The 18,097-nt window shown below is 31.2% G+C and carries 19 protein-coding genes and 1 riboswitch; all 19 genes read right to left on the bottom strand.

The annotated features are described in order from the left end of the window. Window positions 1-12: 12 nt before the first annotated feature. The 19 genes from HNR33_RS05655 to HNR33_RS05565 all read right to left on the bottom strand — a co-directional run bounded on the left by HNR33_RS05655 (window position 13) and on the right by HNR33_RS05565 (window position 17,761). Complete coding sequence (locus HNR33_RS05655) at window positions 13-1,053, bottom strand: FecCD family ABC transporter permease (protein WP_429081045.1); 1,041 nt, start codon at window positions 1,051-1,053, stop codon at window positions 13-15. A 21-nt stretch (window positions 1,054-1,074) separates the two neighbouring features. Beyond that, window positions 1,075-2,316, bottom strand: coding sequence for a helical backbone metal receptor (locus HNR33_RS05650; RefSeq protein ID WP_429081043.1), 1,242 nt, complete (start codon window positions 2,314-2,316; stop codon window positions 1,075-1,077). Window positions 2,317-2,347: 31 nt separating this feature from the next. Next, window positions 2,348-3,391: a threonine-phosphate decarboxylase CobD gene (cobD, locus tag HNR33_RS05645; protein WP_429081040.1), complete on the bottom strand. Its 1,044-nt coding sequence runs from the start codon at window positions 3,389-3,391 to the stop codon at window positions 2,348-2,350. A gap of 43 nt (window positions 3,392-3,434) precedes the next feature. Continuing rightward, window positions 3,435-4,400, bottom strand: a complete 966-nt coding sequence (gene cbiB / locus HNR33_RS05640) for an adenosylcobinamide-phosphate synthase CbiB (RefSeq protein ID WP_429081038.1) — start codon at window positions 4,398-4,400, stop codon at window positions 3,435-3,437. After that, entirely contained in the window at window positions 4,393-5,892 is a 1,500-nt protein-coding gene (locus tag HNR33_RS05635) for a cobyric acid synthase (protein WP_429081036.1), read from the bottom strand. Before HNR33_RS05635 ends, cbiB begins: the two co-directional genes overlap by 8 nt. A gap of 203 nt (window positions 5,893-6,095) precedes the next feature. After that, window positions 6,096-6,274: riboswitch (cobalamin riboswitch) on the bottom strand. Between the two features lie 60 nt (window positions 6,275-6,334). Further along, complete coding sequence (locus HNR33_RS05630) at window positions 6,335-6,886, bottom strand: hypothetical protein (protein WP_429081034.1); 552 nt, start codon at window positions 6,884-6,886, stop codon at window positions 6,335-6,337. Between the two features lie 45 nt (window positions 6,887-6,931). Further along, window positions 6,932-7,540 carry a hypothetical protein gene (locus HNR33_RS05625; RefSeq protein WP_429081031.1) on the bottom strand — a complete coding sequence of 203 codons (609 nt, stop codon included), beginning with the start codon at window positions 7,538-7,540 and terminating at the stop codon, window positions 6,932-6,934. A gap of 5 nt (window positions 7,541-7,545) precedes the next feature. Next, window positions 7,546-8,334, bottom strand: coding sequence for a DUF4184 family protein (locus tag HNR33_RS05620; protein ID WP_429081030.1), 789 nt, complete (start codon window positions 8,332-8,334; stop codon window positions 7,546-7,548). A gap of 156 nt (window positions 8,335-8,490) precedes the next feature. Then, window positions 8,491-9,282 (bottom strand): ABC transporter permease, encoded by a 792-nt coding sequence (locus HNR33_RS05615; protein WP_429081027.1) that lies wholly within the window; start codon window positions 9,280-9,282, stop codon window positions 8,491-8,493. Further along, window positions 9,272-10,069 carry an ABC transporter permease gene (locus tag HNR33_RS05610; protein WP_429081024.1) on the bottom strand — a complete coding sequence of 266 codons (798 nt, stop codon included), beginning with the start codon at window positions 10,067-10,069 and terminating at the stop codon, window positions 9,272-9,274. Before HNR33_RS05610 ends, HNR33_RS05615 begins: the two co-directional genes overlap by 11 nt. Then, window positions 10,053-11,060 carry an ABC transporter ATP-binding protein gene (locus HNR33_RS05605; protein WP_429081022.1) on the bottom strand — a complete coding sequence of 336 codons (1,008 nt, stop codon included), beginning with the start codon at window positions 11,058-11,060 and terminating at the stop codon, window positions 10,053-10,055. Before HNR33_RS05605 ends, HNR33_RS05610 begins: the two co-directional genes overlap by 17 nt. 213 nt (window positions 11,061-11,273) lie before the next feature. Beyond that, complete coding sequence (locus tag HNR33_RS05600) at window positions 11,274-12,167, bottom strand: DUF1848 domain-containing protein (protein ID WP_429081019.1); 894 nt, start codon at window positions 12,165-12,167, stop codon at window positions 11,274-11,276. Window positions 12,168-12,593: 426 nt separating this feature from the next. Further along, complete coding sequence (locus HNR33_RS05595) at window positions 12,594-13,067, bottom strand: GNAT family N-acetyltransferase (protein ID WP_429081017.1); 474 nt, start codon at window positions 13,065-13,067, stop codon at window positions 12,594-12,596. Between the two features lie 156 nt (window positions 13,068-13,223). Then, window positions 13,224-14,069 (bottom strand): AraC family transcriptional regulator, encoded by an 846-nt coding sequence (locus HNR33_RS05590; protein ID WP_429081014.1) that lies wholly within the window; start codon window positions 14,067-14,069, stop codon window positions 13,224-13,226. Between the two features lie 294 nt (window positions 14,070-14,363). Then, window positions 14,364-15,026, bottom strand: coding sequence for a nucleoside/nucleotide kinase family protein (locus tag HNR33_RS05585; RefSeq protein WP_429081012.1), 663 nt, complete (start codon window positions 15,024-15,026; stop codon window positions 14,364-14,366). A gap of 361 nt (window positions 15,027-15,387) precedes the next feature. After that, complete coding sequence (locus HNR33_RS05580; protein ID WP_429081010.1) at window positions 15,388-15,675, bottom strand: hypothetical protein; 288 nt, start codon at window positions 15,673-15,675, stop codon at window positions 15,388-15,390. A 139-nt stretch (window positions 15,676-15,814) separates the two neighbouring features. Continuing rightward, window positions 15,815-16,186 carry a DUF6054 family protein gene (locus tag HNR33_RS05575; protein WP_429081008.1) on the bottom strand — a complete coding sequence of 124 codons (372 nt, stop codon included), beginning with the start codon at window positions 16,184-16,186 and terminating at the stop codon, window positions 15,815-15,817. 249 nt (window positions 16,187-16,435) lie between these two features. After that, entirely contained in the window at window positions 16,436-17,008 is a 573-nt protein-coding gene (locus tag HNR33_RS05570; protein WP_429081006.1) for a flavin reductase family protein, read from the bottom strand. Window positions 17,009-17,158: 150 nt separating this feature from the next. Next, window positions 17,159-17,761: a class I SAM-dependent methyltransferase gene (locus HNR33_RS05565; RefSeq protein ID WP_429081003.1), complete on the bottom strand. Its 603-nt coding sequence runs from the start codon at window positions 17,759-17,761 to the stop codon at window positions 17,159-17,161. Between the last annotated feature and the right edge of the window lie 336 nt (window positions 17,762-18,097).

The following is an 18,097-nucleotide window of genomic DNA, read 5'->3' as shown; positions in this document are numbered from 1 at the left end:
TTTTATACCTCTCTATATTAGCTTTTTGGTTTTAACTTTTTTTAATAAATATAAGAAAAATGGTCCTCCAAAAATAGAGGTTATTATTCCTACAGGTATTTCCATACTAGGCATAACAGTTCTTGCTAAGGTATCACAAATAATTAGAAACGTTGCTCCTCCTATTACTGATACAGGCAATAGTATTCTATGGTCCGAGCCAAATAAAAGTCTAAATAGGTGTGGAACTATAAGTCCAACAAAACCTATTATTCCACTTACCGAAACTGCACATGCAGCAAGTAGTGATGCGGTTATTAGTATTAGCTTTTTAACAAGCTCAACGTTTACACCTATATTTTGCGCATCTTCCTCTCCCATGACTATAGCGTTCATTTCTCTTGCTAAAGACGAAAGGAAAACTAATCCTAATATTGTTGGAATAATAATCACATATATTTGTTTCCAGCTAGCTCCATTAAAGCTTCCCATAGTCCAAGATACTATACTCTCTAACTCGTTATGATTAAATATCATCATTAGTGAGATACCAGCAGATAGGAGTGAACTCATCACTATTCCAGCAAGAAGAATAGATGTTGTAGATATCTTATTTCCTGTTCTTGCTAGGTTATATACAATAACTGTAGTAATCAGTGCTCCTATAAAAGCAAGTACAGATGTAAATCCGAACCCGAATACGCCTTTGTTTAATCCTAAAACAATACCTATTGTTGCTCCAAATGCAGCTCCTGAAGATACCCCCATGACAAATGGATCTGCCATAGGATTTTTAAATATTGCTTGGTAGGATGTCCCTACAAGGGACAGTATAGCTCCCACCAAGCCCGCTAATAATATTCTCGGGAGCCTTATATTAAGCACTATAAATATGTTTGATTCCTTTATTCCTGTTACATCTATTTTAGAGCTTGAAAAGCCTATTCTGCTTAATATTATTTTCACAGTATCGATGACAGGTATTTTTACAGCCCCAAGTGTTATAGATATTATTATGGAAAGTATTAAAAAAATTAATAATACTGTAGCTTTTGTTTTGTACATTTTTTTCATTTTTATCACTTACCTTAGTTATTAGAAGTTTAGAGCTTTAACTAAATCTTTATGGAACATTTCAACAAGTATCTTTAATCCTTGATTTATTAGTCTAGGTGAAGGTCTGCTGAAAATATCTCTATTTACAACTATATATTTCTTGTTTTTAACAGCTTTTAACGACTTATAGTTATCACTTGACGTCATAGTATCATATGCATGCTGTGGTCCAAAAATAATATCTGGGTTATTATCAATAAGCTTTTCTATACTATACTTCCATCCTGTTACATCATCTGCAGCATTTCTTCCACCCGCTATTCTTATAGCTTCAGCAATAAATGTATCTTTTCCTGCAGTATAATCGCCATGTTGTCCTGTTCCAACTACGTAATATGCTGATGGCCTGCTGCTTACATTTTTAGTATACATTTTCACTGATGAAACTTTTGCTCTCATACTTGAAACTAAGGCTCTTGCTTCATAGTTTTTATTAACTATAGCTCCTAGCTTCAATGTATAATCATACATTTCTTCGATTGAATTTGGAGATTCTTTTGCAACTACTGATATCTTACCTTCTTTAAGCTTATTAAGTACTTCTTCCTTATAGTGAGTAGCTGCTATAACCATTTCTGGATGTATATCCATTATAATCTCAATGTTAGGGTCTCTCATACTTCCAACTTCCTTTAAAGATTTTGCTTTTTCAGGATAATTGCAGTATTTTGTTCTTCCTTTTAGCTTATCGCCTGCTCCAATTGCATATAGTGTCTCTGTCACATCTGGTGCTAATGAAACTATTGTTTTTGGCTCTTTTGATACAGTATATTTTATTCCATTACTTTCAAAAGAAACTGGATATGTTATTTTAGCTTGTTTTACTGCTTTTATACTCTTAGTACTATTGTCCCATTTTATCTCATAGCCTAATGTTTCAAATACAAATCTTAAAGGAAGATATACATCTTGACCTTTTTTATATGATTTTGCATCTAAAGTAAAATCTGAATTATTTACCTTTACCTTATTTGTATTAACAGTAAATTTAAATACTACGTTGCTATTTTTAACTGTTGCAGTATTACCACTCACAGATACTTCAAGACCAAAGTTCTTTAAGCTGCTGCTTGCAATATATGTTCTTCCCTGCTTTGCTTCCATAGCAGCCTTCTTAGCTACTCCATCAACTGTTAAGCTATTACCTGATGCAAATGCTGTACTTGCAAATAATGATATAATCAATAATATTAAAGCAAATACTTTCATTTTCCTTTTCATAGCATAGTCCCTCCAATTCAATTATAATAATCTATTTAAAATACTCCTTTAAACACCTAATAAGTAGTTCGTTTTCTTCTCTACTTCTAACTGCAAACCTAACATACTCATCATTAAATCCATAAAAATCCTCGCAAGTTCTTATACAGATATTTCTGTTCAGCATATATTGTTTTAAAGACTGTGCACTCGCTGAAAAGAGTTTGCATAGAAAGAAATTAGCATCACTTTTATAAACCTTTAACCCATTTATTGAATTAAGCTCGTTGTATAAAAACTCATTTTCTTTTGTATGCCACTCTTTCATTTTAGCCATATACTCATCATCTTCTAAAAGCACCGGTACTGCACTTAAAGCTAAGCTATTGAGTGTCCATGGCTCTTTTAATCTATTCATCTCTGTTACAATCTCTTTGCTAGCAAGTCCATATCCTAGTCTAAGTCCAGGTATAGCATAGGTCTTAGTCATTGATCTTAGGATGAAGATTTGATATCTATCTACTAACGAAGCATATGGGTGTTTATCTGTAAAATCAATAAATGACTCATCTATAAAAAGACATGCTCCGATTTCTCTAAGCACATCTAGAACTGGCTTAAATACTTCTTTATCTGTAAATACCCCAGTCGGGTTGTTAGGATTACATATTACTAAAGCTTTAGGCCTAATTCTGTTCAATTCGTTTATCAAACTATCAATATCTATATTAAAATCATTTTGCTGCTCTGTATTAAAGTTACTTACACTACCACCATTTAATTCAAATGCTCTAGCATATTCAGTAAATGTAGGTTGAACTATCAACACCTTTTCTGGTCTTAACGCTCTAGCAAAAAGGTATATCAGTTCTGTAGCTCCGTTACCTAAAATTAAGCTTTCACTTTCTACATTTAGCTTTTCAGCCAATGTTCTCTTTGCGCTTTCTCCGTCTATTTCAGGATATCGCACCAGCTCTGTTAAACTTTCCTTTAACTCTGATATCAATCTCTCTGGTACTCCTAGTGGATTAATATTTACACTAAAGTCTATGACCTTATTTTTTTCTTCTCCAAAATATCCTCCGTGTTTATTCATACTCTACCTCCTTTCGAATCTATATCAAATCTATATCAAAATATCATGCAATAAAGATAAAGGTTGCTAATACAATCACTCCAATTGCTACAGTCTCAGATCCGTACATTACCTTTATCACATCAGTTATATGATTAGATTCTAGTTCCGATATCCTATCACCTATAGTTGGCTTATATAAGCTCTGTCCAAAATATGTATTGGTTCCGCCAAGCTGTATCTGAAGCAGACCAGCTGCTACAGACTCTGGGTAACCACAATTAGGACTTTTATGATTTTTTCTATCTCTTTTTAATATTTTTAGACCATTTTTCCCGTTATAGCCTAGGATCGTACCTGCTATCAACATCAAAAAACTTCCTATTCTAGCAGGTACATAGTTTGCTATGTCATCCAGCTTTGCAGATGCAAAACCAATCTCTGTATATGGTTCTTGTATATATCCAACCATAGAATCTAATGTATTTATTGCTTTATACATAAAAGCCATTTGAACTGGTATTCCTAAAAAAAAGCCTATTGCTATATAGAAAAGTGGAGCTAATACACCATCTATTGTGTTTTCAGCCACTGTTTCTACTGCACCTCTTATTACTTCACCTTCATTTAATTGGCTGGTATCTCTTCCTACGAGGTAAGATAACATTTTTCTTCCTTCATGTATATCCTTATTAACTAGCGCATTATGAACCTTCATTGTCTCAACATCTAAGCATTTAGCTGCAAGAGTAGTATATATTAAATATATTGATAAAATTAGATTTACAGCAGGATGTATAAATCTAGCTAACAACAATATTAGATGTACTATCAACACGACAGTACCTACAGTAACCCCTGTTAGGAAAAATCCTCCAACTTTTAAGTTCATCCATTTAAGACTTCTTATCAGATTTTCATATTTCTTTATAATCATACCTATATATCTAATAGGATGAGGCCAATTAGGTGGATCTCCTATTAGATAATCAAGCAAGCATGCAACTAGTAAAATTAAAATATCATTCATTTATTAACCCCATTATCATTTTAATTTTATCTATATCAGCATTATCTCTTACAACTTGAGCTAGTTTATTATATTCGTTATCTTTTAGCTCTTTATAGCTTAGTAGTCCACTGTTTTCCACTATGCCTTTCTTGTCCTTTAATGTTTTTATGATACTTCTTCTAAAGTCATCATTCTCAAAAATTCCATGAAGATACGTTCCAAAAACATTCCCAGACCTATTTATTGCTCCATCTAATCTTCCATCCTCTAATTCAAATACAGGATGACTGTCACTAAAAACCTCTGTTTTGCCCATGTGAATTTCATATCCAGTAACAAAAGCATCTTTTTTTATATTAAATGAACTCAATTCACTAATTAGCTTACCAGTAACCTGCTTTGTCTGCTTCTTTTCTTTAATAATAGTCTTTGTATCAAGTAAACATAATCCATTAATTCTTTCAATAGATGATTCAATATGGTTAGGATCTTCTACTTGCTTACCTAGCATCTGATAACCACCGCATATGCCTATGATTGGTACACCTTCCCTGTGCTTTTTATATATAGATTTATCTATACCGCTATTAAATACATATTCTATATCCTTTATTGTATTTTTGCTTCCAGGAATAATAATTAAGTCTGCATTATCTAGTTGTTCTCTGCTTGTAACATATGTTACATTTACTCCTTCCTCTATTTCTAGGGGCGTAAAGTCACTAAAGTTTGATATATACGGTGTTCTTATTACTGCTATATTTATATCTCCAGTAGACTTCGAAGCAAATCTATCTGTTACACTATCCTCATCATCAATATTTAACTTCATATATGGTATTACCCCTAAGCAAGGCTTCTTTACAAGCTCCTCAAGCATCTTTATTCCTGGCTTTAATATTTCTACATCGCCTCTAAACTTATTTATCATAAAGCCTTTTATTCTTTCTCTTTCCTGCTCTGTCATCAGCATTATAGTTCCATAAACTGAAGCAAAAACACCACCTCTATCAATATCACCTACTAATATTACAGGTGAATCTATAAGCTCGGCTAAACCCATATTAACTAAATCATTTTCTCTTAGATTTATTTCTGCAGGGCTTCCTGCGCCTTCTATAACTACAACATCAAAGAAAGAATCAAGCTTATTATATGCCTTAGCTATTTCGTCTTTAAGCCCTGATTTGTTATTATGATATTCAGCTGCAGTCATGTTTTTATATACAACTCCATTAAGTATAACCTGACTTCCAACATCACTTGTAGGCTTTAATAGAATTGGGTTCATCTCAACCATTGGCTCAACCATCGCAGCTTCAGCCTGAACAGCTTGAGCTCTACCGATTTCCTTTCCTTCAGAAGTAACGAATGAGTTTAATGCCATATTCTGAGATTTAAATGGGGCAACATTATATCCATCTTGCTTAAATATTCTGCATAGTGCAGCAGTAAGAAGGCTTTTACCTACTGATGAAGCCGTACCCTGAAGCATTATTTTTTTTGCCACTATACCAACTCCTATTTTTTCTATTAATAAAAAAGACTTCTATTAAAACATCCATATATTAAGGAAGCCTTTTTTGAAACCCATTTTACGGAAAGTTTATATTAAGAAAAACTAAAACCTTCCTATGAGCTATAAAAAAAACGCATAGAGGATCTATGCGTTAAATTCATACAATGAAATTAACATGCCCCCCTCCGAAGCAGTCTTACTTATATTTCAAGGCAGGTCTCCTGACTCACAGATCATTTTACTCTCTTTTCCTTCCCAGTTTCCCAGTGGACACCAAAGATTTCATCCCTGTTTACAGTAGCGGGGGCTGTAGAGGCTTTACACCTCTTTCCCTTTTAACTTCTAACAAAGCACCCTGAAACTATTCAGTTTAAAAGTCACTATAATTATAGTTAATATATATTTTTTTGTCAATGGAAAAAGCATCATTTCTTTACTCTGTAGTGCTGTAATTAAAGAACCTTAGATCAATTTCTTCAACGTCGAGTAGGATTGTTTCCTCTATTGTTTCTCTAACACCTTTATCATATTTTATTATAAAATATACATCATAATTGATACCTGAATCATATCTACCAACATCTTTTATTGGACCGGATATACTGCCAAAAGTCTTACTTTCTTTAGACATCAGAACTCCCTCTACGTTTGATGATGCTGATGTATTATATAGAACTTCTTTATCTGAATTGTCTGTTTTAGATACCTTTACCAATTCGACTTCATAGAATTTTACACTATTAATATCTTCTGCATTGCCTTTATACTTAAAAATCCCTTCTCCTGCTTTATATTTATCTGCAGTCAATAATAATTTGCAATCTTCAACTATCCAATTCCCATTTTGGCCGCTTAAGGTATAGTATTTATATTCTTGCTTTTCCTGTTTATTCAGTTCATCTTTGTATCCCTTTATCTTATATAAGCTAAAGATATTAGCTATAACTAGTAAAGAAATAACCAGTATAGAAATTTTTTTAATCAATTAAATCCTCCTTGTGCTTATGCGTAATAATAAATCAGTCAATAATCAATGTGAAGAACCTAACATATTTACATTTTCAGCATTAAATACTATAGTCTTGTAAAAATTCTTGCTGTCTTTATCAAAAACATAATCAGTCATAAGTAATCCTGCTGTTGTTGGCATTACAGTGGTTATATGAAACTCACTTTTTTCTCCTGAAGTATATACCCAGTATTTAAGCTCGCCTAGCTGAACGTATTCATTAAATAAATGGTATTCATTATCTCCATCCTTCACTATTAATGACCAATTTTGACCATCATCCCACATCATATTTCCTTTCTCATCTCTTTGAGCAGCTGTATACATCTCAACATTTTCTAATTCTCCATCATCATCTATATCTATTTCTGTTTTACTTAAAAGTGTAAGTTCTTGTGTATTAATTTTATCATTAGCTATAGAGACAACTTCAGCTTTAACTTCATTATCACCTGAGCTATTCTCATCTACATTATTCTCTTCTGTATCTGTGTCACTAGGCTCCTTTACAATCTCATCCCGCACATTATTGCCCTCTGGTTTATTCAATGTATTGATACCATAAATAACACCACCTATTAAAGCTATCACTAATAATATTATTAAAATAGATTTAACACCTCGTGTCATTATTATCACTCCTTATTCATATTATAAACTCTATGCCACTTTCTTTTATCAGCATGCTGATATATTGATGATAGAATTACTATTCCTAAAAATAGTCCTGTCAGAAACGATACTATATATATTCCTATATAGTTAATACTTATTTTATTTAAAGTAAACAACGCTCTATACAAAGCTGTTGCTACTCCCATTAATAAAATAAAAAACCAATAAAAAAGCTTTTTAGAAAAATGGTGGTATGGGTGAATTTCCTCAGGTCTACTTCTTTTTGAATATAGGTAAATAAATATAACTGCGAATCCTAAAATTGTACTCCCATGTTGTAAAATTTTATAAATAGGTACGCTATGATTAATGATCTCTATTTGTCTGCTCAACAAAGATATCTGATTTACAAAATATCCAGACTTATGAGTAAACGAATCCCAGAATATATGAGATACCATCCCAATGAATATGGAGTATATAAAAATACTAAACTCCTTTAACGAAGTCAATTTCCAATCTTGTGTAGTCATCCAATAATATCTACTGCTTATTGGTTTAGGTGCATTTAAAATAAGTTGCTCCTTAACAATATAGTGAAATATATACGCTAGTAATAGACTTATAGGTAAATTAAAATATAAAAATGAGCTAATTTCGTGTCCTATTCTTCCTATAGGGGCAAGTCTAATAAAATATTCAAAATCAGGTGACATACTTCCTAAAGCTAAACCAGTTAAACTAGAATATCTTTTCCATTTTTCTTTAATTGGTATGATCATAGCCGGATGGGAAAATGTGAATGGCATTTTATTAATTCCTTCCTCTAGCTCTTTTTAAATATTTTATTAAGCATACTGTTATATAAGCTAAGTTAACTTAATAATATCATACATACAATGTTTTTTAAAAGCAATGAAAATAATGAAAAACTTAGCCTACAACAACATAGACTAAGTTTTTATTTACATTTTACTAATAATTAAGTTTCCAGATTCATATTTGCGAAGTCCTTTATAAAAAAACCAATATGAAAATAGTACCCAAACTGTCACAACTAAGAATAGTATAATAAACCATTTCCATGAAAAAACAGTTAGAAGTCGAACAGGAATTAAAGTAATAAAGGCCGCAGGTATTGCTGTATATATTATGAGCTTTGCTAATCCTTTATATATCCCTTCAGGATAAATACTAAATGAAATCATGAACTCTAATGCAAGACCACTTATCCCTTGTGAGTTTCCCATAAAAAATGTAAGTGAATTTGCAAAAACTAATACACTTGAAAATAGAAGCGAAGCAGTAATATTAAATAATAGATATAGTAAAAAATCTCCTAAATGAAATCCGTTTACTGCAATAAATAATATAATTCCATAGAACAAATCACCCCAAGCAGAAACAACTGTACTTGATGAAATAATATTTATTAATACATCTTTAGGCTGTAACAAATAAGTGTCTAGTTCTCCATTTAATATCATTCGAGAAATGTTTCTTATGTTACCGAACAATATGAAAGTAAGTCCAAATGAAGAAGATGAAATAGACCATAGCATCATAACATGCTTAAATCCGTACCCACCAATAGTATCAACATTTTCAAACAACACCCACCAGAAGAAAATAAAAGAAGCATTGTTTAGAATCATTCCAAAGGTCTGCATCAAAAAACTAGCACGATATTCCATGGAAGCAGAAAGGTTGAATTTAAAATACATTGCTATGAGTTTTATATTTTTTTTAACCTCCATTAACATTTAATGCCTTCGCCCCCTTTCTAAATATCATCATAGATAATGTAAAGAAAAACCCTAAATATACTAATTGAAAAGCTATTGTATATATAAAGCTATTGTAAGAAAAACCTACAGCAAGCTTTGCTGGTGCATAAGTAACGTATGCAAAAGGTAGATTTGCAGCAATATTTCTAAGCCAGCTTGGGAACATATCTAGCGGTATCAACATACCACCTAGCATAAATACTAGCTTTTGATATATCCAGAAAAAAGCACTGTTTTCCTCTAACCAAAATGAAGTAAGCGAAAGTGAAATGTGAATAAAAAAGTTGATAAATATACCTAATAATATGGATACAACTATAAAAGGCAAATGAATAAGGTTAAAATTTGCAAGTGGTCCTACATATAAAATACCTATAAAAAGTCCAACTAGCATATTAGTTAACAGCTTTACGCCCATCTCTCCTAAGGAGTTGAAAAAACAGTAGAGAATATAATTATATGGTTTATTTAACATATATGCTATATTTCCATTCTTTACATCTAAAGAAGCCTCAGTAAATATATTAGAACGAGATAGAGTGATCATTTCTGTCACAACTAAATACCATATCATTTGATTTAAAGTAAAACCTGCAATATTTCCACCCTTGCTTCCATAAATATTAGTCCATAGCATCAACATAATATACATAATAAATACAAAAAAGAAGTTTCGAACTAAGAAATCTGCAAAATACACAAGGTTATTTGATAAACTAATTTTTGTAATGTAATTGTATTTACTGAATTTCTTCAACTGTATCACCTACTTTCATCTTCTGCTGATAGATGTGAGATATTATGTCTTCCATCGGAGGCTCAGAAATAGTGATATCAGCCACTTTTCCAATTTTCATTAACCCTGCAATTACATCGTCTATATCACTTATTGAACTATCTACTTCTACCTTAGCAGCATATCCTTTATGCTTTAGTACTTTTATATTAGGAACATTAATTTCAACAGGTTCCATGTACTTTATATCAATTACTTTTTGGTTCAAGTAATTGTATTTAAGGCTCTTAACCGATTCATCTAGTACAACTTCTCCATGATTTATAATCATAACTCTCTTACACATTTGTTCAATATCTCCAGCATCATGAGAAGTGAGAAATATAGTTGTTTTTTCTTCCTTATTTAGTCTTGTAATGAGCTCTCTAATCTTGTGCTTTACTACAACATCTAATCCAATAGTAGGCTCATCTAGAAAAATAATTTCTGGATTATGCAGAATAGATGCTGCTATTTCACAACGGATTCTTTGACCTAATGAAAGCTTACGTACAGGTGTCTCTAAAATATCCTCCACCTCAAACATTTCTGTAAGGTATGAAATTCTTTTTTTCAAATATGAGTCAGGTAGCTCATATATTTTCCCTAGCAAGTAAAAGCTATCAATAGGTGGAAGGTGAAACCACAGCTGAGATTTCTGTCCAAATACAGTACCTATTCTATACGATAACTGTTTTCTGTCTGCTGAAGGATTTAATCCTAGAACACTAAGCTCACCTGAAGTTGGGTATAGTATCCCAGTAAGCATCTTTATTGTTGTAGATTTCCCAGCACCATTTGGTCCAATAAATGCAAGAACCTCACCTCGTTCTACTCTAAAAGAAATGTTATTTACTGCCTGGACTTCTTTGTACTCTGGAGAAAAAATTGATTTCATACTGCCTTTTAATCCTGCTTTTTTAATTTTTACCTTAAAAGTTTTTTGTAGGTCATTTACTTGTATTATGTTCATATACATCCCCCCTTAAAGCTTAAAAATATAAAAGCCCGGGGACAAGTCTTTCTGAGACTCGTCCTCCAGGCTTTTCTCCTAGAAGTGTAGAATACAATCCTGTACCGCTTGGACCAGGCGCTTTTTAAGCCGGAACCCTAGGTACACTCTCAAGTATTATCCTATAATATACATTATGGTGGTAATTTTGTCAATATTTATTATGAATTTTATTTACCTATCGATTATTGTTTCATTTCCATTAAGCTGTCCTATTAAAATAGGTGAGTTTTTGTCATGGAGACACACATTTTTTCTCATAACGTTTTGAGTATAATTTGCGTAACAATATAAGCAAATATGCTTACACGAATTATATGCACCAATATCTATGCTTTTAACACAACCGCACTCACTTCTCTGGTTAGAGTCTTTCGTAATATAAATATCTTTTCCTATAATTTTAGAAATCAGTTTATCATCTATGCATTTTCCATGACTAATATTATATCTCTCTAAGTCAATTTCCTCTGAACATGATTGAATATTAATATTATATTTTGAAGCAGTCTTAGATAATATATCCGCCATTTCTTCCATGTCTTTGTTCTGAATATCTAAAAGATTTATTCCCTTCATGTTATGTTGAGTTTTCTTATACAAGTCTAAGAAACTGATTATACATCTTTCAGTGTACCCACTTAGTTTTTCAGCTAGGTAGTTAAACCATTTATAGTGATACTCTTTAGTATATTTATCTGTCAGAATAATAGGATCGTATCTCCAAATAACTCTTTCTTTACCAATAAGCCTTGAAAGCTCAATAAAAGTATCAATCAAATATCTCTTTTTTGGTACATGTCGCTCTATGCTTTTATCATAACTTGTTAATGTAAACTGAAAATAATAATTGTATTGAGACAATTCATTTATTCGCTCCATCATTCTAACTGGATTTTTTGTCCAAAAAACTATACAATCTATTTTTTCAGGGTTTAATATTATTCTACTTATTTGATTCGGATTAAACGGGTTCCTTACTAATACAAATCCCTCTTTTAGCCGATTGTAAAACCACTCACTATAAAATGCAGGGATATCAGTTCTTCTACTAACACTTAATATCATATTTTTGCCCCATCCCCTTTTTCCAAAAAGATAAAATATTCTGACTTAATATTTCTCCATAATATATTAAATCCCTTTAAAAATCCAGTGATTTTTATAATAAGCCTTTATTGCTAGTCAAAGTACTTTATCATCATAGTTCAATTTCATACAAAAAATACTCAAATTCTTTGTTATATCCAAGTTTCTCTGCTAATTCTCTTGAACCTAAATTCTTTTTCGCGCAATCTCAATAGGGCACATAGTGATTATCTCTAAAGTATTTTATAATTTCCCTAAAACATGATTTATATCAGGTTTATTCTTACACCAGTTTTCTTTTGATATGAGAATATCACATTCATAGTAAGATATAGGATAAATACTAAATCATGTATTTTAAAAATCCAACTGATAGTGCATAAAAGAGCGACGAGCATAAAAGGATTATATGTTTAATTTCTTGCTCATTTTTAAAAACATATATTTCCCTCCATTTGTTTCCTGTATATACTCTTCTATTATCTCAAAACCTATATTTTGATATACTTTTATTGCACGCTGGTTAAACTTTGCAACTGCTAACATTAAATAATCTTTACTATAATTAAAATACCTTACTCCAAACTTTATGCCAGACATTACAAAATCAGAACCATACCCTTTTCCTGTCAACTCAGGTTTTAGTCCAAAACCAAGCCACATAATATCATTTTCAAAATAGTATGAATAAAACCCAACTAATTCTTTACAGTCATTTAAAACTGCATATTTATAATTCCATTGATTTGAATTCAAAAATTCTTCCAGATCTTCTTCATCAGAAGTCATATCATAAAAGGAATAAACACCTTCATACTTCCATTTATATGCAATCTCATTTGCGTATTTTTCATTCATTGGTACAAATTTATATTTCATAAGAAAATCATCTCCTTGTGTATAAACGTAAAATAACGTTTTTGCACTATAAATGTATTTAAACTTTTCGAAAAACTTGTCTATTTTACCTATAATGATCTGAAGTTCAAAGAGAATTTTCCTCCCACAAAAACATGCTCATTCTCTGATCAGACACTATTTACTAATAATAGGAACCCATAATTCATGTCTTGGTTTGTGCTTAGGTCCATAAAAACATTCAATACATGGTAAATTAGCAAGATCATAACCTGAAGTCGGAATCCATTCAGAATAAAGTCGCTTCCACGCCTCCACAACATTCGGGAAAACTGCCCATGGGCTTGGTGAGAGTATAAGAGTTTCCATATCGCTTGGAACCTCTCCGTCATATCTCACTCCCATAAAATAATCGAATTCTTCAGTAGTAATAGCTGCTTCTTTTCCGCAAACACCCAACAGTCCTTCAAGCTTGCATTTGGGATTTTCCCATGACATATCAATAAGTTTCTGCATAAACCCATCCTTTTTTGCACTGTTCCACAGTGAAGGAATTGTTTTAAACGCTCTATTTGTTTTTACTATTTCTCTTTTCCCAACGATTTTCAACTCAAAGTCAAGATTTTCAATTCTATACTCCATTTCTTTATCTCCCTTAATTGAAGTTTGAAAAGATATTTTGGAGAAGGCTTTTAATTGCACTCCTTTTCCACGAGCTTGGGATGGTTTTATTCCATGTAGCTTTTGAAAAGCCCTTGCAAACGAATCAGCCGACTCGTATCCATATTTAGTTGCAACATCGATAATTCGAGCATCACTTTTTTGAATTTCAAATGCAGCAAGTGTTAATCGTCTGCGTCTAATATATTCTGAAAGTGATACCCCTGCAATAGAAGAAAACATCCTTGAAAAATGATATTCTGAACAATAAGCAGCTTGTGCAATCTTTGTGTAGTTTATCTCATTATCAAGATTGTCCTCTATATAAATTAATGCTTTATTGAATCTCTCCAGCCAATCCATACGTTCACTCCTTTCAGTATCTAGTTTACACGAGATAAAAATATCTGTACGACATTTAATGCACAAATATGTAGGATATAAGCATACATAGTATGAAAATCTCTAGTTTTCCTACGCGGAGTGTTTAGTTCAACGTTCTGAGTATTTGCAACATCAACATCTCATAAATGGTTTGTCACCAGTTGCACTCCAAGATATTTATCCTGCTCTTTTACTATAATAATATTTACATGTATAAGCTCACAATCTTTACAATTATAAAATATCATCAGCATATTTAAAACTGCATAAGGTTTATCTTTTAAAAATTATTGTAGGATTATTCCAATCTGAATTTTCAATAATAATATCAACGTATTCTTCTGGAGGATATTTCTCAAGATAATATTTTTGAGTTGGTATATATTTTGTATCATATTTTTTCAAAATATCATCACCATATACCGGTACATCTCTCTCCAATGCTCTAATTTTACATTGTTCAAATGGCACATGAATAAATATTTTATAATCTAAATACGGTTCAATTTCCTCTCTTAAAATAAATACTCCTTCCAAAATTACAAAAGTATTATTATCAATTCTATATTGTTTTTCTACGTCATACTTATCAGTTTCCAAATTCAATAGCATAAACTTGTCATTTAGCGTCCCATTAATCTTTGCTGGTTTTAGAATGTTTTCCACCAAGAATTCCACGTTAAAGCTTCTATTATAATAATTTTCAATCTGATTTTTACCTGAATATCTAATTTCCGTTGGATTGTGGAAATCATCAATATGAGTCAATTGAACTTCGTGTCCTTTATCTTTTAGATATTTCTCTAAGTTCTTTGAAAATACAGTTTTCCCGCATGTATCAATACCATTTATTCCAACGATCAATGGTTTATTTACTTGTTTTTTTGATATTAAATTTTTGTATATGTAGTCAAAAATCTCACCCGTAAAACTCATAATCATCACTCCTAAAACATTTTCAATAATTTTGCCTATTTTGTTTTTCAAGTCGTTATCAATAAAAACTTTAGAATAGTACGATAAGCAAAAATATCATAAATCAACAAAAGAGGCTTCTCACAACACCCAGGATAAGGTTCTAAAACTCTGACATACAACACCGTCTAATAAATTTAATAAAATAATTTTCTAACTATAGATTTATTTATACCTCAACTTCCTCATGTATTGGTTGTCCTATTAAAACTCTCATTTCTACTTACCTCTTTATTTTTTTGTAATTAATAACATTCTTACTGTTATCCCTAGATAATTTTCAACATATATACATTGCTTTTAAAAATAATAAACTATTTGCTTAACCAGGAGGATTAAGTGGGTCATATATTATTCCCCCAAGAGGTGATACTGTTAAAGCCATTTCATATCCATTTTTATCAACAAAATAAACTAGGTAATCATCGATAACTGAAAAATATTCTATAGATTTATACTTAAAGCCCATATCAGGATAGCTGTCATTAACATGCTTTATTGCTGTTAACATACATAATCCTGAAGGTATAATTCTTGTTAAGTACAATACAATAATTAAAATAAAGATAAATATTGCTATAATTGATTTTTTTCTAAATAGGTTTTTCAAATCAAGTAATCCCTCCTAACAATATAAAGACTCAAATCTACATATATCCTGATGTTTATACATTTATGTAAACATTGGGAACACATGTTATGAAAAGTCACCATCTTGCTAAATCTGTACTTATTTTTTAAGAAAGTTTTTATTTAAGATAATAATCATCAATTTGATCATATCTCCAATTGTTTTTCGCTAAAATTCTGGTAACAAGATTTATAAATTTAACTATACTTGAGTCTTCTGCTCCCCAATCACTCTTAGTTAAACTCTGCTTCCCACCTCCACTTATAACCTTGAATTCTACTCTTTGTTCATCGAGTTTTTTTAGTATTACAGACATCATCAAGTTAGAGTTGGTCCTAAAATAATATTTTTCAAAATGTAAAGAATATATATTTTCAGTAATTTGATATGTATAATAGTCTTCTTTATATTTTTCTATTATTAGTTCTGTTATCTTATCGCATAATAAATTAAATTCTGTACAGTTTACAACAAAACTTTCATTTTTCATATTTTAGCACCTCTTGAATAATTTTATAGTGAACATAAATAAATTTGGATTATTTTTAAATTTAGATGAAATTATATATATTAAATGAATTTACATAGCGTTTTCGTACTGCTGACATTTCAAAACTTTAGATAGTTCTTATCTTAGGTTTTGGAACATCATCAAAATTCTGCTAGTGAAAGTCTCAGGTTACACCAAGACTCTCGATTTCTACAGGCTATAATTTTTCCAATTTATAGCATAAAACTACTACTTATGATTATTCTTTTTAGAGTACCCAACTGTACCAATGCTTCCTGAAACTTTATAATAATGTCCTGGAGCATATATTAGTGGATCTAAGTTAATTAGATCAATTTTCCCATACTCAGCATCTTTTATTTCTTCATCAACCAATATATTCTTGATTTCTCCTATATAAATGCACCCGCTGCCTTTTGTAATAATATCAGTAAGAGAACATTCATATATCCATGGTGATTTCTTCAATACTGGAACATTTAAGGTATTACCTTTTGAATATTCAGCTTGAATATCTTCACACTTATTTTTCTCATAACCTGATGTATTCCCAAAGTAATCCGCCATAAACATCATATTGGTTGTTACGAGATTTGCAGAAAACATCCCGTTTTTTTCAACTAGTTCACGTGTCAGTTTCTTTCCTCTCGATGCGAACATCATCGTTGGAGGATCCACAGAACAAAATGTTGTCCAAGTAATTAAAGAAAAATTTGGATTACCGTCATCTTTATAAGTTCCTATTAAATACACTGGTTGAGGAAAAAATCCTCTTTGTGGTTGTAACGAATATTTACCCATGAAATATACCCTCCGATTAATGTTTCTTATTACACATTCTATGTCATTACTATATTTTAATAATTAATGATTAAAAACTTTTGAAAAAATATAGTCTCCCTTGTTCGTATGTGTCATCAACAATTCATTGCTGTTTGATATAACAAGCCTTTACACCTTTTCTAATTGAATAATCTTGTAACTGCCTTTGAACATTGAATCATTCTCTTTTATAATTCTCACTGGCATGTCCCTTACAATGTCTTCAAATCGTCTATTTATGTCAGTCCCAACTAAAGAGGTTAGTACATTAAGGAATTTTCGGATAAGTGATATATTATCTCCACTTATAAATTTATCAAAAACTAATACTTTCCCATCGCTTTTCAGAACTCTTATTCCCTCTAACATTGCTTTTCTTGGGCTTTCAACTACACTTAAAACCAAATTAAATATTACATAATCAAAAGTATCATCAAGAAATTTGAGACTTTCCGCATTCATAATATGAAATTCAGCATTTTTACCCTGAGCCTTCTTTATAGCTTGAAGTAGCATTGATTCTGATATATCTATACCTATAATTGAGCAGTCATCAGGTATGAATTTCAAATCTTCTCCAGTCCCCACGCCAACCAATAGAACTTTCTTGTTATTTTTAATATTAAAGGTGGAGAATGCAGCATGCCTTGCTTTAATAAAAAGATTTCTAAAAAACAAGTCATATATATACGATAAAAGTTTATACTTAGTAATATTTGTTGAGTTTTTCATTTTTTTCTCCTTGTCTCAAAAATTTCGATCTTTCTATTGTGATCATTCATGCCAGCTCACTCGCTGCATGCCACATAGTGATTTGGCTCTCCGAAGTACTCTAGCGTTACAGGAGTTTAAGAGAACTAAAATATCTCTTATGTTATCTTCTTAAACTTCGACCCAGTTATCTTAGGCATTTTGATAGAACGCAATCATAATCAGCAAGATTACAAATTTTTTCATCATTATTCTACCTCCTCATTCTTTATAAGCGTAAAGTTTCTGCCCATGAAAAGACGTTTTATAAATGTAGTATAACGATTTGAGACGCAACCATGTTAATTTCCTCTAGAT

This window comes from Brassicibacter mesophilus, assembly GCF_050433385.1.
Taxonomy (GTDB): domain Bacteria; phylum Bacillota; class Clostridia; order Tissierellales; family Proteiniboraceae; genus Brassicibacter; species Brassicibacter mesophilus.
Note: the sequence above shows the minus strand (reverse complement) of the source record. Positions and strands in the feature narration are given on the sequence as shown.

What these genes read in the sequence shown, in the direction of transcription:
- HNR33_RS05655 (WP_429081045.1), bottom strand. Translation starts at nt 1,053, where the DNA reads ATGAAAAAAATGTACAAAACAAAAGCTACAGTATTATTAATTTTTTTA.
- HNR33_RS05650 (WP_429081043.1), bottom strand. Translation starts at nt 2,316, where the DNA reads ATGAAAAGGAAAATGAAAGTATTTGCTTTAATATTATTGATTATATCA.
- cobD (WP_429081040.1), bottom strand. Translation starts at nt 3,391, where the DNA reads ATGAATAAACACGGAGGATATTTTGGAGAAGAAAAAAATAAGGTCATA.
- cbiB (WP_429081038.1), bottom strand. Translation starts at nt 4,400, where the DNA reads ATGAATGATATTTTAATTTTACTAGTTGCATGCTTGCTTGATTATCTA.
- HNR33_RS05625 (WP_429081031.1), bottom strand. Translation starts at nt 7,540, where the DNA reads ATGACACGAGGTGTTAAATCTATTTTAATAATATTATTAGTGATAGCT.
- HNR33_RS05620 (WP_429081030.1), bottom strand. Translation starts at nt 8,334, where the DNA reads ATGCCATTCACATTTTCCCATCCGGCTATGATCATACCAATTAAAGAA.
- HNR33_RS05615 (WP_429081027.1), bottom strand. Translation starts at nt 9,282, where the DNA reads ATGGAGGTTAAAAAAAATATAAAACTCATAGCAATGTATTTTAAATTC.
- HNR33_RS05605 (WP_429081022.1), bottom strand. Translation starts at nt 11,060, where the DNA reads ATGAACATAATACAAGTAAATGACCTACAAAAAACTTTTAAGGTAAAA.
- HNR33_RS05600 (WP_429081019.1), bottom strand. Translation starts at nt 12,167, where the DNA reads ATGATATTAAGTGTTAGTAGAAGAACTGATATCCCTGCATTTTATAGT.
- HNR33_RS05595 (WP_429081017.1), bottom strand. Translation starts at nt 13,067, where the DNA reads ATGAAATATAAATTTGTACCAATGAATGAAAAATACGCAAATGAGATT.
- HNR33_RS05590 (WP_429081014.1), bottom strand. Translation starts at nt 14,069, where the DNA reads ATGGATTGGCTGGAGAGATTCAATAAAGCATTAATTTATATAGAGGAC.
- HNR33_RS05585 (WP_429081012.1), bottom strand. Translation starts at nt 15,026, where the DNA reads ATGAGTTTTACGGGTGAGATTTTTGACTACATATACAAAAATTTAATA.
- HNR33_RS05575 (WP_429081008.1), bottom strand. Translation starts at nt 16,186, where the DNA reads ATGAAAAATGAAAGTTTTGTTGTAAACTGTACAGAATTTAATTTATTA.
- HNR33_RS05570 (WP_429081006.1), bottom strand. Translation starts at nt 17,008, where the DNA reads ATGGGTAAATATTCGTTACAACCACAAAGAGGATTTTTTCCTCAACCA.
- HNR33_RS05565 (WP_429081003.1), bottom strand. Translation starts at nt 17,761, where the DNA reads ATGAAAAACTCAACAAATATTACTAAGTATAAACTTTTATCGTATATA.